This window comes from Clostridium neuense, from assembly GCF_045310695.1.
In the GTDB taxonomy this organism is placed as follows: Bacteria; Bacillota; Clostridia; order Clostridiales; family Clostridiaceae; genus Clostridium_S; species Clostridium_S neuense.
In genome coordinates, this window is record NZ_JBJIAA010000012.1 from 126,914 (window position 1) to 143,693 (window position 16,780).

At 30.7% G+C, this 16,780-nt stretch carries 13 protein-coding genes; 7 read left to right on the forward strand and 6 right to left on the reverse strand.

From position 1 onward, the window contains the following. Positions 1–20: 20 nt before the first annotated feature. The gene (locus ACJDT4_RS15280; protein ID WP_406788438.1) at positions 21–1,175 is read right to left on the reverse strand and encodes a methyl-accepting chemotaxis protein; all 1,155 of its coding nucleotides are present in this window, start codon (positions 1,173–1,175) and stop codon (positions 21–23) included. 243 nt (positions 1,176–1,418) lie between these two features. Then, on the reverse strand, positions 1,419–3,257 hold the full coding sequence (asnB, locus tag ACJDT4_RS15285) for an asparagine synthase (glutamine-hydrolyzing) (RefSeq protein ID WP_406788439.1): 1,839 nt from the start codon (positions 3,255–3,257) through the stop codon (positions 1,419–1,421). Between the two features lie 188 nt (positions 3,258–3,445). Here asnB and ACJDT4_RS15290 point away from each other — a divergent pair, with 188 nt between their 5' ends. Together ACJDT4_RS15290 and ACJDT4_RS15295 are read left to right on the forward strand one after the other, a co-directional pair. Continuing rightward, positions 3,446–3,811, forward strand: a complete 366-nt coding sequence (locus tag ACJDT4_RS15290; protein WP_406788440.1) for an ArsR/SmtB family transcription factor — start codon at positions 3,446–3,448, stop codon at positions 3,809–3,811. Between the two features lie 20 nt (positions 3,812–3,831). Then, positions 3,832–5,949, forward strand: coding sequence for a heavy metal translocating P-type ATPase (locus tag ACJDT4_RS15295; protein WP_406788441.1), 2,118 nt, complete (start codon positions 3,832–3,834; stop codon positions 5,947–5,949). A gap of 243 nt (positions 5,950–6,192) precedes the next feature. Here the strand turns inward: ACJDT4_RS15295 and ACJDT4_RS15300 are convergent, their stop codons facing one another. The 4 genes from ACJDT4_RS15300 to ACJDT4_RS15315 form a co-directional block, all read right to left on the reverse strand. Then, positions 6,193–6,741 (reverse strand): CBM20 domain-containing protein, encoded by a 549-nt coding sequence (locus ACJDT4_RS15300; RefSeq protein ID WP_406788442.1) that lies wholly within the window; start codon positions 6,739–6,741, stop codon positions 6,193–6,195. A 59-nt stretch (positions 6,742–6,800) separates the two neighbouring features. Next, the gene (gene glgA / locus ACJDT4_RS15305; protein ID WP_406788443.1) at positions 6,801–8,237 is read right to left on the reverse strand and encodes a glycogen synthase GlgA; all 1,437 of its coding nucleotides are present in this window, start codon (positions 8,235–8,237) and stop codon (positions 6,801–6,803) included. Positions 8,238–8,366: 129 nt separating this feature from the next. Then, complete coding sequence (glgD, locus tag ACJDT4_RS15310) at positions 8,367–9,479, reverse strand: glucose-1-phosphate adenylyltransferase subunit GlgD (protein WP_406788444.1); 1,113 nt, start codon at positions 9,477–9,479, stop codon at positions 8,367–8,369. Positions 9,480–9,495: 16 nt separating this feature from the next. Continuing rightward, positions 9,496–10,635 (reverse strand): glucose-1-phosphate adenylyltransferase, encoded by a 1,140-nt coding sequence (locus ACJDT4_RS15315; RefSeq protein ID WP_406788445.1) that lies wholly within the window; start codon positions 10,633–10,635, stop codon positions 9,496–9,498. A 263-nt stretch (positions 10,636–10,898) separates the two neighbouring features. Here ACJDT4_RS15315 and ACJDT4_RS15320 point away from each other — a divergent pair, with 263 nt between their 5' ends. The 5 genes from ACJDT4_RS15320 (at position 10,899) to recJ (ending at position 16,774) form a co-directional block, all read left to right on the forward strand. Beyond that, positions 10,899–11,342, forward strand: coding sequence for an RrF2 family transcriptional regulator (locus tag ACJDT4_RS15320; RefSeq protein WP_406788446.1), 444 nt, complete (start codon positions 10,899–10,901; stop codon positions 11,340–11,342). A 290-nt stretch (positions 11,343–11,632) separates the two neighbouring features. Beyond that, entirely contained in the window at positions 11,633–12,562 is a 930-nt protein-coding gene (gene cysK / locus ACJDT4_RS15325) for a cysteine synthase A (protein ID WP_406788447.1), read from the forward strand. A 96-nt stretch (positions 12,563–12,658) separates the two neighbouring features. Further along, entirely contained in the window at positions 12,659–13,789 is a 1,131-nt protein-coding gene (locus ACJDT4_RS15330; protein WP_406788448.1) for a cysteine desulfurase family protein, read from the forward strand. Between the two features lie 106 nt (positions 13,790–13,895). Then, positions 13,896–14,978: a tRNA 2-thiouridine(34) synthase MnmA gene (mnmA, locus tag ACJDT4_RS15335; protein WP_406788449.1), complete on the forward strand. Its 1,083-nt coding sequence runs from the start codon at positions 13,896–13,898 to the stop codon at positions 14,976–14,978. 5 nt (positions 14,979–14,983) lie between these two features. Further along, complete coding sequence (gene recJ, locus ACJDT4_RS15340) at positions 14,984–16,774, forward strand: single-stranded-DNA-specific exonuclease RecJ (protein WP_406788450.1); 1,791 nt, start codon at positions 14,984–14,986, stop codon at positions 16,772–16,774. Positions 16,775–16,780 lie beyond the last annotated feature (6 nt).

Sequence of the window (16,780 nt, forward strand, 5' to 3'; positions counted from 1 at the left end):
AAAAAGACTAATGAGATAATCTAAAGTTTGTGTGCTATTTTGTTTAGTTCGGTAGATAATGCTGTTAATTCTTCTATACTTGCAGTAACTTCTTCTGTTGCTGAAGCTTGTTCTTGACTTGAAAACATTGAATTTTCACTCATTTTGCTAGAATTGTCAGCTTTTTCTTTAATCTTATCTGTTAAAGATTTAATTTTAGGAACAGTTTCCTTGGATTGATCTGAAAGTTTTCTAATTTGTTGAGATACAACTCCAAAGCCTTTGCCAGCTTCACCAGCTCTAGCAGACTCTATAGCTGCGTTTAATCCAAGCATTTTGGTTTCATCCGCTATTTTTTTTATAAAATAAGATAATTCAATGATTTGCTCCGATAAGCTACTTACTTCACTTATTTCTTGGTTAAGCTTCTGTTCATTTGTATGTATTTGTGATGCTGATGCGGCTAGTTGTTCAATTGCAGCAGATATTCCAGAAAGCCCAGTTTCCATATTTTCAGACATGTTTATTAGATTTTGAGCAACTTTCTTAGGAATTGCTATTCCTAAGGTTCCAATAACCTCATCTTTATTTTCTGAGCTGAAAATCGGTTCAATTGTTATAAGAAGTTTTGATTCATATATTTTTGGGTCATTTATTTCTTGAACAGCCTCTTTTTTTGATTCTATTACTTTTTTTGTTATAGGACTTTCACTTACTAGTTTTCCTGGTTTTAAAAAGTCTACATCAAAGCTTGAAGAAGCTTGTTTAAGAATAAGTTTTTGCAAGTCTGTTGCATAAATTACAGCGCCTTCAGAGAACATTTCAGCTAAAACGGGAGCAAAATCTTTAAATGAGCTCATTATTGGGTGAATTAAAGGAAATATTATGGAAAAAGCCCCAACACATTCTCCCTTATCATTAACTAAGGGTTCAACAATTGTTTTTAATCTCACTCCATAGATGGAACGAGGAATATTTTCTACTAATGTTTTTTTCTCTTTCATTGCTCGCTTGGCTATACTTTTTTCACTTAAATTTTCACCGACTTTAAATATATCTAAATCAAAAGATTTTGAGGCTTTTCGCCAAGTAAAAGTATCGTCTTCAATGATTAAATAAAGTACTCCTCCGGGTATTGAGTCGGCTTGCAACTCTGAGCTTGATTTTAAGTAATCTAAACCTGAAATTGAAATCATAATATAACTCCTTTACACTTTAGTCTAACTAGAAAATTAAAAAATAAAAATATAAAACTAATTAGCAAATTCAGCTAAAACAGCTTATTTAAATAATAGCAGAGTATATATAAAAAAGTCAAATTTTGTTATATAAAGCAAACATGCTAAAGAAAGCTATGCTTTAAATAAGTATAAAATGAGATCACTTATTTAAAGCATAGCTTTTTAAATTAACATATGATGTACTAGATTTATATATACCTATATAAGTTTTACTTTATATTCTTTAAGCCAAATATTTAATTGTATTAAATAAGCAATAAGCTGAGGACCTTTCATGAGTTGACCAAACCATGGAGTTTTATAAGAGTTTCCTCCAGTTTCAACTAGTTCTGTAACAGTCTTTAAATCAATTATATTTAAAATAGGTGAAGTTTTATCGTTTATTATTTCTTTAAGCCAGTTTTGAACTATGGAAGTGTATCTAGGATCAAAGGTTTTTGGATACGGACTCTTTTTTCTTTCAATTACATCCTTTGGAAGTATGCCTTCAGCAGCTTTTCTTAATATGCCTTTTTCTCTATTGCCGTAAAATCTCATTTCAGGTGGAATATTATAAGCATATTCAACTAGTCTGTAATCTGCAAATGGAACCCTAACTTCAAGGCTATTTGCCATGCTCATTCTGTCCTTTCTTGTTAGCAAGGTTATCATAAACCATTTTATATTTAAATATACAAGCTCACGCATTTTTCTTGCATAAGGAGTGTCAGTATCTAGGTAAGGTACATTTTTTAAATTTTCTTTGTATTTTTCATCTACGAATTCTTGAAGGTTTATTGTTTTAAATTCAGGAGATAGAAGACTGCTTCTTTCCTTTACAAATCTTGACCAAGGGAAAGTTTTGGCTTCAAGCATTTCTTTTCGTGTAAACCACGGATACCCTCCAAATATTTCATCTGCACATTCACCTGATAGTGCAACTATATTGTCCTTTCTAACGCCTTTGCAAAATAAATAAAGGGAAGAATCTATATCGGCCATTCCAGGAATATCGTTTGCTTCAACAGCTTCTTTTAAAGCATGTGCTAAATCAGCATTGTTATTTATTATTTTATGATGGTTACTTCCAATAAATTTATGAACTTTTTCTGCCCACACACTATCAGGAGTTATTACAAAATTATCGTTTTTAAAATATAATTCGTTATCTTTATAATCTATGGAATAGGTATTTAAAGTTTTACCTTGCTTTTCAAATTCTTTTGCTGCTACAGCAGATATTATACTTGAATCAAGACCACCTGATAAGAAAGTACAAACAGGAACATCAGCATATAGCTGTCTTTTTATTGCATCTACTAATATGTTTCTAATGTGATCAGCTGTTTCTTCAATATTTTCAGTATGATCATAGCAAGTAAGCTTCCAGTATTCATTAAGCTTAATGGAATCAGGGGTAAATTCAAGGTAATGTGCAGGTGGCACATCATATATATCCTTTAAAACTCCACTTCCAAGATCTCTTGCAGGCCCTAGGGCAAAAATTTCAGTAAGGCCTTCTTCTGTAAGTATTGGTTCAACTAAAGGATTTGCAAGGAGGGTTTTAATTTCTGAACCAAATATAAGATTGTGATCTTTAACTGTGTAAAATAGAGGTTTAACTCCAAGTGGATCTCTTGCAAGAAAAAGTTTTTTATCATTTTCTGAATAAACCCCAAATGCAAAAATTCCATTTATGTGCTTTAAACAATCTTTTCCCCAATGTATATAAGAAGTTAATAAAACCTCTGTATCTGAATAAGATTCAAAGGTATAGCCTTCTTTTATTAGGAGTTTTCTTACATCTTCTGTATTATAAAGTTCACCATTGTATACTATAATGTATTTTTTTCCGTTGTATAATTTTATCATAGGTTGATTGCCGCCTTTAGGGTCTACTACTATAAGACGTCTATGTCCAAGAAGTGCATTTTTAGATATATAATAACCGTGAGAATCTGGTCCTCTTTTTTTTAATGTATCAGTCATAAGTTCTATTACCTTGTTGTATCCAGTTAAATTTTTTTTGAAATTAACAAATCCTGCAATACCACACATAACTTATATCACCGCTCTTTTATAATATAGTTTATAAATTATAGTATGTTTTTTTACCAAAAATTGATACAAAAATATGGGTTCCTATTGTTTTTTAGTTAGAAAGATGTTATATTATATATGAACATATGAATATCTGTTCATATATAATATAAATAATAATTTCACCGATAAGGAGTTGTTAGCATATGAGTGAAGAAGAAAATACACTTAGATGTGAAAATAATATTGTTCATGCTGATGTTATAAAAAAAGTTGAAGAGATTATGCCAGAGGATGAAGAGCTTAGCGATTTGTCAGATTTATTTAAGATTTTTGGAGATAGTACAAGGATAAAAATAATATGCGCATTGTTTAATTCTGAAATGTGTGTTTGCGATATAACATGTCTTTTAAATATGAAGCAGTCTGCTATATCACATCAATTGAAAATATTAAGACAAGCAAAATTAGTTAAGTATAGGAGAGAAGGTAAGTCAGTATATTATTCGCTAGATGATGAGCATATAAAAGGAATTTTTAACATGGGACTTATGCATATAAGAGAAAAATAACAAAGCTAGGAGTGGTGATGATGGAAAGTGGTAGTGTCTTAAAGAAACAATTTTATCTCGAAGGGCTTTGCTGTGCTAATTGTGCAGCTAAAATAGAAAACAAAGTAAATGAACTTGAAGAAATACAAACTGCAAATTTAGATTTTGTTACAAAAAAACTTACAGTACAGATATATGAGAAATGCGATGCCGAACTAGCACAAAATAAAATAGTAGGAATAGTAAAAAATATTGAGGATGAAGTTAAGGTTATTGATATGGAGCAGTCATTAGAGGATGAAGAAGAAGAGGAGATAAGTAAGGCAGACGTTATAAGATTTGGAATAGGAGTTTTAATCTTTATAGCAGCATATGTATTTAAGTTTCCAAAAACTATAGATATAGTTCTTTATGTTGTGAGCTATGTTGTTGTTGGAGGAGACGTTTTACTAAGATCAATAAAAAATATAGGAAAAGGGCAGATATTTGATGAAAACTTTCTAATGGCAGTTGCTACTATAGGAGCTTTTGCTATAAAGGAGTATCCAGAAGCAGTTTCTGTTATGATTTTTTATCAAATAGGAGAATTTCTTCAAGATGCAGCAGTTGAAAAATCTAGAAAGTCAATATCTGCACTTATGGATATAAAACCGCAGTTTGCAAATCTTATAAATGGTGAAAAAGCTTTAAAAGTTAGTCCAGATGAGGTTGTTGTTGGAGATATAATTCTTGTAAAACCTGGTGAGAAAATTCCTCTTGATGGCATAGTTGTAGAAGGTGAATCTATGCTTGATACATCAGCTGTAACTGGTGAATCTGTTCCTAGGAGAGTGGAGATTCAAGGTGAAGTTTTTTCTGGTTCTATAAATAAAGAGGGACTTTTAAAGGTAGAGGTAACTAAAGCATTTAAAGATTCAACTGTATCAAAAATACTTGATTTAGTTGAAAACGCATCTTCTAAAAAAGCCGTTACAGAAAAGTTTATAACTAAGTTTGCAAGATATTATACACCATCAGTAGTTGGCATCGCTTTACTCCTAGCAATTGTACCACCTTTAGTTATAAAAGATGCTGTGTTTTCAAATTGGATTTATAGAGCACTTGTATTTCTTGTAGCATCTTGTCCTTGTGCAATTATATTATCTGTACCACTAAGCTTTTTTGGCGGAATTGGAAGTGCTTCAAGGAATGGAATTTTAGTTAAAGGTGGAAATTATATTGAAGCTTTAAAAAATATTAATACTGTAGTGTTTGATAAAACGGGAACACTTACTGAAGGAAAGTTTAATGTTAATAAAATTCAAACTTATAACCAATTTTCAAAAGATGAACTTTTAAAATATGCAGCTTATGTTGAGTCATTTTCAAATCATCCTATAGCACTTTCAATATGCAGTGCTTATGGAGGAAATATTGAAAAAAACAATATTACAAATTATAAAGAAGTATCTGGATTTGGAGTACAAGCTGAAATTTCTGGAAAAGCTGTTTGTATTGGAAATGCTAATTTTATGAAGCAAAATAAAATTGATGTTTCTAAAGTTAATTTAGATGAAGTTTTTGGAACTGTTGTACATGCAGCGGTTGATAATGTGTATGCTGGATATATTGTTATCTCTGATAATATAAAGAAGGATACCATTAAAGCTATTGATGAGCTTAAGAGTATTGGAATTAAAACTGTAATGCTCACAGGGGATAGTAAAAAGCCAGCTTCTGTAGTAGCCAGTAAAATAGGCATGGATGAAGTTTTTTCTGAACTTTTGCCTCAAGATAAGGTTGAAAAAATAGAGGAAATGTATAGTAAAAAGCCAGATTGCAAAATTGCTTTTGTAGGTGATGGTATAAATGATGCACCTGTACTTGCCAGGGCAGATGTTGGAATATCAATGGGAAGTGTTGGTTCAGATGCAGCAGTAGAAGCATCAGATGTGGTTATAATGAATGATGAACTTCATAAAATATATACAGCTATAAAGATAGCAAAAAAAACAAATAGAGTTGTATGGCAGAATATTATTTTTGCAGTAGGGGTAAAAGTCATAGTACTTGTTTTAGGAGCACTAGGATACGCTAATATATGGGAAGCTGTATTTGCTGACACAGGAGTATCACTTATAGCAGTAGTTAATTCACTTAGAATATTAAGAGCACATTGACAACAATCATTAAATGCCAATTTTTCGTAGGTACGGAGAAAAATGTTCCTTGTTTTGTCGTGTGAACAAAGTAATAGTGTTGAAAAGACGATTTAAAGAGAATTTTATAAATCTTAGAGGCGAATTATTAAAAAACTTAGAAATTTCAATTTGTTTGAACGATAGTGAGTTATTGAAACTTCTTAGGATTTTAATAATTCGCCTCTTAGATTTATTAATTCTATTTAATGTCTTGAAGCACTATTACTTTGTTTCATTCCAGTCACTTTCGTAGTTGTCAGACTCTTTTGTTATAGTTGCAGCTCTGTTTTCTCCATCTTCCCAAATTACATTTTCTGTAGTTCCATCATTTCCAACAGATACAAATTTGAATTCTATATAAGTATCTACAGGTAAAGTAATAGTTCCTTTCCAGCTTGGGTATAAGTTTTCATCTGTATTTAGAGCAAATGCATTTTTCACATCCCAATTTCCAAGCTCTTTAATGCTTCCGCATACATATAATTTTTCTCCGAAATAAGATGTTTTGTTGTTTACCTTAAAAGTAAATTCAATGGTAGTTTTTTTTGTATCGCTTTTTTTCTTTGTTTCATGAGCAGTACTTTTATGAGTTTCACATGAAGTTTTACTTAATGTCACTGTGTTTTTTTCCTTAGTTTCTGAAATGTTTTTAGTTTCATCAGAAGAAGATTTAACAATAGAAGTTCCAACAGCTTTTTTAATGCTAGTATTTTCGGGCTTAGATGAACTAATTTTAGTGGAAGTTGACTTTTTTACATTACTTTTTTTCATATTCTCAATCTCCTTACAATATAATTTATATTAAATTTTATTAAAGCAGTTTAATATTTTTAATAAAGTACTGAATTGTACAAGTTTATATAAGTTTTAGCTGAATTATTCCAACTATTATTTTCACACATTGCTCTTTTCACAAGTTTTGTCCAATTATCTTTTTCATTGTAATAAAAATATTCAGCATTTCTAATTACGTGGAGCATGTCATGAGCATTGTAGTTAGTAAACGAGAAACCATTACCTTCTCCATTGCAAGGATTAAATGGATGAACAGTATCTTTTAAACCACCAGTTTCCCTAACGATAGGTAAACTACCATATCTCAAAGCTATAAGCTGACCTATTCCACATGGCTCAAATAATGATGGCATAAGAAACATATCTGAAGCAGCATATATTTTTTGAGCAAGGCTGCTGTCAAAATATATATTGGCAGATAGTTTACTTGGATATTTAAAGGCAAAGTATTTAAACATATCCTCATATTTTTTTTCTCCTGTTCCAAGTACTACAAGCTGTATTCCATCCTGAAGTAGTTCTTCAAGAATATAAGCAATTAAATCAAAACCTTTTTGATCAACGAGTCTAGATACAATCCCTATTAAAGGAGTTCCTTCGCTATACGGAAGATTAAGCATTTTTTGAAGTTCAGTTTTGTTTCTTGTTTTATTGTAGAGATTGTTTGAGTCATAGTTAAAGAATAAGTCTTTATCTGTACTAGGGTTCATTAAATCATAATCTATTCCATTTACTATTCCCCATAAATCATTAGCCCTTGTTTGCATTATGCCGTGTAAACCCTCACCATAATATGGAGTTTTTATTTCCTCAGCATAGGTATTGCTTACGGTTGAAATTTTATCAGCAAACATTAAACCGCCTTTCATGTATGAAATACCATCATAAAACTTTAAACAATTTTCACTATAATAACCTTCATTTAAGCATAAGAGTTCTCCTAAAACTTTTGGATCAAAAACACCTTGATATTTTAAATTGTGAATTGTATATATTGTTTTTATATGATTGTAATTTGAATAATCCCTATAGTGATCTTTTAATAAAACAGGTATCATGGCTGTTTGCCAATCGTTGCAATGTATTACGTCAGGATTAAAATCACCCATATAAGTTATAGCTTGTAAAACTGCTCTTGAAAAGTAAGCAAATCTTTCCCCATCATCATAATATCCATAAGCTCCGGATCTTTTAAAGTAATATTCATTATCTATAAAATAAAATGGTATACCGTCATATTCATAATATTCTAGTCCTCCATACTGGCTTCTCCATCCAACAGGAACTCCGAAGCTAGCAATATGATGGGTATTATATTTGAACTTTTCTGGAATATCTGAATATTTAGGAATTATAACTCTTGCATCGACACCCAATTTCCTGAGCGCCTTTGGAAGAGCATAGGCAACATCACCGAGTCCGCCGGTTTTCAAAAAAGGAAAACTTTCTGAAGCAGCAAATAGTACTTTCAAATAATCATCTCCATTATATAGATAAACCGCTTCAACTGCTGAAATTCATTTGTACCAAAATGCTCAGAAGAAGGCATTTTGGTACAAATGAATTTCAAGTTTCAAGGTGGTTTATCTTTAGTATTTTTATTATTGATAAAGAGAACGCTTTTCAATAACAACTGGATATTCTCTATCGCCTTTTAATTCTTTACCTTCATCAATTAACACATTTTTATCTATTATTACATTTGTAAGCTTTGCATTTTCTTTTATTTCACAATTCTGCATTATGATACAATTTCTAACCTTTGCACCCTTATGAATTACTACTCTTCTTGATATTATACTGTTTGTTACAAATCCCTGTATTAAGGAACCATTTGCTATAAGTGAATTGCATACGTAGGAACCATTAAAATATTTTGTAGGAGCTTCATCCATTACTTTTGTATATATAAGGCCATTGCTAAAAAATAGTTCTTTGTTTATATCAAGGTTCAGCATATCCATATTAGCTTCATAGTAAGATTGTATTGAATCAATGCATTTTAAATAACCCTTAAATTCGTAACCATTGATATTTAAATTATTGCAATTTCTATAAATCCATTCTGAAATTGTGGACCAAAAGCCTGTCTTTATGCAAGAATTTAAAATATTTATTAGTAAGCTTTTGTCCATTATGAACATTTCCATAGATATATTTTGGTTATTTTCTGTACCTATGTTTTTTCCTATACCTAAAACTTCGGAGTTCTCATTTAAATTGAGAACATTACGGTTTAAAAAGTGAGTTTTACCATCATTGATTTTTTTATATATTATAGTAATATCACTACCAGATTCCTCGTGAAACCTTGCAGCTTGCTCATAATCAATATTGCATATCATAAAGGATGAAGAAATTATAACCTTTGATTGCCTGCTTCTATATATATATTCCATATTGTTTTTTAGCATTTCAATATCGCTAAAAAATGAGTTTACTCCGCTAAAACTAAATACGAAAAGACCGTTTATTTTTCTATCTAGATCCCAAGGTTTACCAGAACCAAGATGATCCACAAGTGATCTTGAATTACCATCAGTAAGAATTCCAACATTTCTTATTCCCGAGTTTACTAAATTTGAGAGAACAAAATCTATAATCCTATATCTTCCAGCAATTGGTATTGCGGCCAGGGGTCTTTTTTTGGTGAGTCCTTTTATAGAACCATCCTCCTCGTTTAAAGTTAAAATTGACATATAATCATTTAACATTTTCCCACCTCATTTATCACATTAAGTCTTCTTTTATTTTTTTATCTTCACCTATAACGGCTATTTTTTCACCATCGCCAATTTTGCAATTATCTAATATTTTAGAATTGCATCCGATAATAGCCTTCTTTATTATTACATTATCACCTATAGTTACATTTGGCATAATAACTGAGTCTTTAATGATAGAATTATTTCCTACATGTACGTTTGGAAATAGTACCGAATTATGAACGGCTCCAAGAACTACGCAGCCTTCAACTATTAAAGAACCTTTTACATCTGAATCACAGCCAATATATTGAGGTGGACGTGTAGGGTTAACAGAATATATCTTCCAGGCTGGATCATATATGTTTAGTTCGTTATTATCATTTAATAAATCCATATTTGCTTGCCATAAGCTATCAATTGTTCCAACATCCTTCCAATAGCCATCGAAATGATAAGCATATAAAGCTCTATTATTATTTAGCATGTTTGGAATTATGTTTTTTCCAAAATCGTTACTTGATTTTTCGTTTTCTTCATCCTGTTGTAAGTACTTTTCAAGAAACTTCCAATTGAAAATATATATACCCATTGAAGCTAGGTTGCTTTTAGGCTTTTTTGGCTTTTCTTCGAATTCATATATTTTATTATCTTCGTCTGTATTCATAATACCAAATCTGCTAGCTTCATCTATAGGTACTTCAATTACTGCTATGGTTGCATCTGCTTTTTTTTCTTTGTGATAGTCCAGCATCTTAGAATAATCCATTTTATAAATATGATCCCCTGATAATATTACTACATATTCAGGTGAAAAAGAGTTTACAAAGTGCCTATTTTGATAAATTGCATTTGCTGTTCCTTTGTACCAATTTCCACCAGTTTCTTTCATATAAGGAGGAAGAAGACTAACTCCCCCGTCATTTCGATCAAGATCCCAAGGACTTCCTATACCTATGTGTGCATTTAATTCTAAAGGCTTGTACTGAGTTAAAACACCAACTGTATCGATACCAGAATTTGAACAATTACTTAATGTAAAATCAATTATTTTATATTTTCCTCCAAATGGAACCGCTGGTTTTGCAGTTTTTCTGGTAAGTATTCCTAAACGACTACCTTGTCCACCAGCTAAAATCATTGCTATAACTTCTTTTTTTAACAAGAATATCCCCTCCCTACTTTTGTATAAAAAAATAAAAAATAAATGCTGTACTACATTTATATTTTACAATATTTTCATGAAAAAGAGAATGGCTAAATTAAAATATTAATGCAAAATTTCAAAATAAAACAATATTATGTATGTTGAGAATATTTTAAACAAATAGAGGAAAGAATATAGACGCACTTGACAATTAGCAAATTTAGCTATATTATTAAAACATACTAAATATATAGAAAAACTAAAAAATGGGTGTGTTTATTATGAAGATATCAACAAAAGGAAGATACGGATTAAAAGCTATGGTAGATTTGGCTATTAATTCAATAAATGATAGTGTTACACTTAAAAGTATATCACAAAGACAAAATATTTCAGAAGGATATTTAGAGCAAATTTTTTCTTCTCTCAGAAAAGAAGGGCTTGTAAGAGGAAGAAAGGGTTCTCAAGGCGGTTATGTGCTTGGAAAAAGTATTAATGAAATAACTGTTGGTAATATTTTAAGGGCACTTGAAGGTGAACTCGTTGTTGTTGAAAGAGACGATAAGGAGGTTGTCAATGAAGATAAGCTTGACAGCTGTATAAGAAATAATGTTTGGGATCGCTTAAACAATTCCATAAATGATATAGTAGATTCTATTACGCTTGAAGATTTAGTAATTAATTATAATAATTTAATTAATTCAAATTATATGTACTATATTTAAATTGACTATTTGATTTTTGTAATTAAAAAAAATTACGAACTAACAGTATTTTGGAATATTAAATAAAATTAATAAATCTAAGTGTAAAATTGTAAAAATCTTAAGGGATTTAAATAACTCGCCGTTGGCTCAAACAGATTGAAATCTCTAAAGCTTTTAACAATTTACCATTAAGATTTATAAAATTTTTTTAATGTGACGAAGCGTTGTTAATTTGCATTATTTATATCATAAGTTCTAGAAAAAATGTATGTTTAATATAAAATATAAAAAATAATGGGGTGTTTTAAATGAGTAAAATTTATAATAATATTATTGAAACTATAGGAAAAACTCCTTTAGTTAGCCTAAAAAATTATAAAGAAAAAGAAGGCTTTAAAGGAAATATACTTGGAAAAGTTGAATATTTTAATCCATCTGGAAGTATAAAAGATAGGATTGCATATTCTATGATTAAAGATGCTGAAGATAGCGGTAAGATAAACAAAGATACCATTATAATTGAACCTACAAGTGGAAATACAGGAGTTGGATTAGCTTTGATTTCTGCTGCTAGAGGATATAGACTCATACTTACAATGCCTGAAACTATGAGCATTGAAAGAAGAAAGCTTCTTAAGGCTTATGGAGCTGAGTTAGTATTGACACCAGGAGTGGAAGGCATGAAGGGAGCCATTAAAAAGGCAGAGGAATTAGCTAAAGAAAATCCAAATTCTTTTATACCTCAACAGTTTAATAATCCTTCAAACCCAGCTATTCACGAAGTAACTACTGGAGAAGAAATATGGGAAGATACAGATGGAAAAGTTGATGCAGTAGTTGCAGGAGTAGGTACAGGTGGAACTATTACAGGAATTGCTAAAACTTTAAAGAAAAATAATCCTAATATTAAGATTATTGCGGTAGAACCATTTGATTCACCTGTGCTTTCTGGAGGAAAATCGGGTCCTCATAAAATACAGGGAATAGGAGCTGGATTTGTTCCAGAAGTTTTTGATAAAAATCTTGTAGACGAAATAATTACAATAAAAAATGAAGAAGCGTTTGCAGCTACTAAAGAATTAGTACTTACAGAGGGAATACTTTCAGGAATATCAGCAGGTGCTGCTCTGCATGCGGCAAAGATTGTTGCAAATAGACCAGAATTTGCAGATAAAAATATAGTTGTAATTCTTCCAGATAGTGGTCAAAGATATTTATCAATGCCTATATTTGATTAATATTTTGTAGTATAATTATATAAAGAATGTATCTTAAAGCGCAGTGTAAGAAGTCACTGCGCTTTAGACGTTTAAATTAGGGAAAAGGGTGATAATGTGAAAAAGCATGTCTATATGGACTACTCCGCAACTACTATGGTTCTTAATGAGGTAATTGAAGAAATGAAACCATATTTTGATGAATTTTACGGTAACCCATCATCGGTTTATTCTTTTTCAATGAAGAGCAAAATTGCATTAGATGAGGCTAGAAATACTATTGCGGGAATTTTAAATTGTAAGAGTGAAGAAATATTTTTTACAAGTGGTGGTACTGAAAGTGATAATTGGGCATTGATTGGAACAGCCATAGCAAATAAAGAGAAGGGTAAACATATAATAACAACTACTATAGAGCATCATGCCATACTTAACGCTTGCAAGTTCTTGGAAAGTCAAGGATTTGAAATTACATACCTACCTGTAGATGCAGAAGGTTTAATATCAATAGATGCCTTAAAGGAGAGTATAAGGAAAGATACTATATTGGTATCTATTATGACAGCAAATAATGAGATAGGAACAATAGAGCCTATTAGTGAAGTAGGTAAAATACTTAAAGAAAAAAATATTATATTTCATACAGATGCTGTTCAGGCTGTTGGTCATATGAAACTTGATGTAAGCTGTATGAACGTTGATTTAATGTCAGTTTCAGGACATAAAATTTATGCACCAAAGGGTATTGGAATACTCTACATTAAAAGGGGTACTAAAATAAGCAATTTAATTTATGGCGGACAGCAGCAAAGAGGAAAGAGAAGTGGAACTGAAAATATACCATATATAGTTGGGATTTCTAAGGCCTTTGAGGTAGTATATGGTGAATTTGAAAGAGAGACAGAAAGACAAAAAAGACTGAGAGATATCTTTATAGATGAAGCTCTTAAGCTTCCTAATGTAAAATTAAATGGGCCTAGAGGTGAAAAAAGACTTTCAAATAATATAAATTTATGTTTTAATGGAAAAGATGGAGAGGGGATTTTAATAAATTTAGATATGGCAGGTGTTTGCGCCTCATCTGGAAGTGCATGTTCTGCAGGAGCAATAGAACCTTCTCATGTGCTTACAGCTATAGGACTTTCTAGAGCAGATGCAAAAAGCTCTGTAAGATTTACCATAGGAAAATTTACCACAGAAGAGGATATTAACTATACTATAAACAAATTATGCGAAATTTTAAAGTGAGTCAGCTATTTTTTATAAAATTCCTAGAAACATTGATGCTTTATGAAAACAAATAGCGATTTATTAGTTAAAATTATATAAAACAGATAAGGTAATGGTGATATATATGAATAAAAAAGTTGTTATAGGAATGAGTGGAGGAGTTGATAGTTCTGTAGCGGCTTATTTGCTAAAAAGACAAGGGTATGACGTTATAGGAATAACTATGAAGTTAACTCCAGATGATGCTTTTTATAATGAAAAAGAAGGAGGCTGCTGCTCAATTTCAGCTGTTGAAGATGCTAGGAGAGTAGCGTATAAACTTGATATACCGTTTTATGTAATGAACTTTACAGAAGTATTTAAGGATAAGGTAATTGATTATTTTATAGATGATTACCTAAAAGGAAGGACTCCTAATCCTTGTATTGCCTGTAATAAACATATTAAATTTGATGCACTGCTTAAAAAAGCTCAAAGTTTAGGGGCTGATTACGTAGCCACGGGACATTACTGCAAAATTTTAAAGGAAAATGGAAGATTTGTAATAAGAAGGTCCATTGATGATAAAAAGGATCAAACTTATGTTATGTATAATATGACTCAATATCAGCTTGAACATACCTTGATGCCATGTGGAGATTATGAAAAAGAACATATAAGAGAAATTGCTAAGGAAATAGGACTTAATGTATTTAATAAGAGAGATAGTGAGGAGATATGTTTTATTCCAGATGATGATCATGGTGGTTTTATAAAAAGACAGTGCCCAAATGATATAAAAGAAGGAAACTTTGTAGATAAACAGGGAAAGTTTATAGGAAAACATAAGGGCATAGTTTATTATACTATAGGTCAAAGAAAAGGACTTGGAATAGCAGCAGGAAAGAGAATATTTGTAACAGATATAAAGGCAGACAAAAATGAGATTGTTCTTGGAGATGAAAAAGATATTTTTAAGAGTGAACTTATAACTAAGGATAATAATTTTATACCCTTTGACAGATTAGAGGAACCTATGGAGGTAGAAGCTAAAATAAGATATAACGCAAAAGTTTCAAAAGCGGTAATAAGTCCTATGGAGGATGGAAGAGTAAAAATTAAGTTTGAAATTCCTCAAAGGGCTATAACTATAGGTCAATCTGCGGTATTTTACAAGGGTGATCTTTTAGTTGGTGGTGGAATTATAGATGAAATTCAAGGTGTGTGATTTACTTGGAAAAATGGCTTGTTAGAAACGTAAAAGCAAATATAAATAAATTGTCAAGAGAATTTGGAATTAGTGAGGTATTAACAAGAATATTATTAAATAGGGGAATATATAATAAAAATGATGAAATGCGTTTTGTAAATCCATCTTTAGCTATGCTTTATAATCCTAAATTAATGAAAGACATTGAAGCAGGAGCTTTTATAATCAAAGAAGCAATAGACAACAATAGGAGTATACTAATTGTGGGTGACTATGATGTTGATGGAATTATGAGCACATATATGCTTTATGAAGGCATATCTAAATTTACTGACAAAGTAAATTATTATATTCCGGATAGAATTACAGAAGGTTATGGCATCAATGAAAATATAATTTTGTATGCTAGGGATAATGGATTTGATGTTATTATAACTTGTGACAATGGAATTGCAGCTATAAAGCAGATGGAATTAGCGAAAGAGTTTGGGATGAAAGTAGTTATAACTGATCATCATGATGTGCCATTTGTAGAACAAAATGGAGAAAAAAAATTTGTTGTGCCAAAGGCTGATGCAGTTGTAAATCCTAAACAAGAAGACTGTGGCTACCCATTTAATAAATTATGCGGTGCAGGAGTGATTTTTAAGTTTATACAAGTTTTATATGAAATAATGAAGGTAGATGCTTCTGAAAGCTATAATTTTTTAGAATATGCTGCTATTGCTACAGTATGCGATGTGGTAGATATTATAGATGAAAATAGAATAATTGTAAAAAAAGGTCTCGAACTTATAAATAAAACTAAAAATATAGGATTAAAGGCACTTATTAATGAAGTTGGATTAGGTGATAAGGAAATAAGTGTTTATTCTCTTGGATTTGTAATTGGACCAACAATAAATGCTGTGGGAAGACTTAAGCATGCTAAAGTGGCTTTACAATTACTTTTATCTAAAGATGAAGAAGAAGCGCATGAATTTGCAAAAAAACTTCATGAGTTTAACAAAGAAAGGCAAGAAATAACAAATTTAGGAGTGGAAAAAGCTGAAGAGGCAATAAAGAAGTTTAACTTTGCTAAAGATAAGGTACTTGTAATATATTTAGAGGATATACATGAAAGTGTAGCTGGAATAATTGCAGGAAGAATTAAGGAAAGATATAATGCGCCTACTATAATTTTCACAGATGCAAATGAAGGAGTTAAAGGGTCAGGAAGATCTATTGAGGAGTATAATATGTTCGAAAATTTAGTTGAGTGTTCAGATTTAATTGAAAAATTTGGAGGACATCCAATGGCAGCAGGGCTTTCATTAAAAAATTTGAGTATGGTTGATAGATTAAGGGATAAACTCAATGCAAACTGCAGATTAACTTCTGATGATATAATTCCTAAAGTTCACATAGATATGCAGCTTGATATTGATAATGTATCACTGAAGCTTTCAGAAGAAATAAAAACCTTAGAGCCATTTGGAAAAGGAAATTCTAAACCTCTTTTTGCAGATAGGTGTGTGAGAATAATATCAGCTAGTGTAATAGGTAAGAATAAGAATGTACTTAAATTAAAAGTAAAATCAAAATGTGGAATTATATTTAATGCTATATATTTTAATGGAATTGATGAATTTGAAAAGATTATTATAGATGAATACGGACAAAGTGAACTTGAAAAACTTTATTCATCTTACTCAAGCAATGTGAAATTTGATATAACATTTAATGTAGAAACTAATGAATTTTTAAATAATAAAACTGTACAATTAATTATTAAAAATTTTAGAAATCATAGTGAGCGTACAGCTCGTAAATAAGTTACT

What these genes read in the sequence shown, in the direction of transcription:
- asnB (WP_406788439.1), bottom strand. Translation starts at nt 3,257, where the DNA reads ATGTGTGGTATTGCAGGATTTGTTAATTTCAAAAAAAATTTAACTGGA.
- ACJDT4_RS15295 (WP_406788441.1), top strand. Translation starts at nt 3,832, where the DNA reads ATGGAAAGTGGTAGTGTCTTAAAGAAACAATTTTATCTCGAAGGGCTT.
- ACJDT4_RS15290 (WP_406788440.1), top strand. Translation starts at nt 3,446, where the DNA reads ATGAGTGAAGAAGAAAATACACTTAGATGTGAAAATAATATTGTTCAT.
- ACJDT4_RS15320 (WP_406788446.1), top strand. Translation starts at nt 10,899, where the DNA reads ATGAAGATATCAACAAAAGGAAGATACGGATTAAAAGCTATGGTAGAT.
- glgD (WP_406788444.1), bottom strand. Translation starts at nt 9,479, where the DNA reads ATGTTAAATGATTATATGTCAATTTTAACTTTAAACGAGGAGGATGGT.
- ACJDT4_RS15280 (WP_406788438.1), bottom strand. Translation starts at nt 1,175, where the DNA reads ATGATTTCAATTTCAGGTTTAGATTACTTAAAATCAAGCTCAGAGTTG.
- cysK (WP_406788447.1), top strand. Translation starts at nt 11,633, where the DNA reads ATGAGTAAAATTTATAATAATATTATTGAAACTATAGGAAAAACTCCT.
- ACJDT4_RS15300 (WP_406788442.1), bottom strand. Translation starts at nt 6,741, where the DNA reads ATGAAAAAAAGTAATGTAAAAAAGTCAACTTCCACTAAAATTAGTTCA.
- mnmA (WP_406788449.1), top strand. Translation starts at nt 13,896, where the DNA reads ATGAATAAAAAAGTTGTTATAGGAATGAGTGGAGGAGTTGATAGTTCT.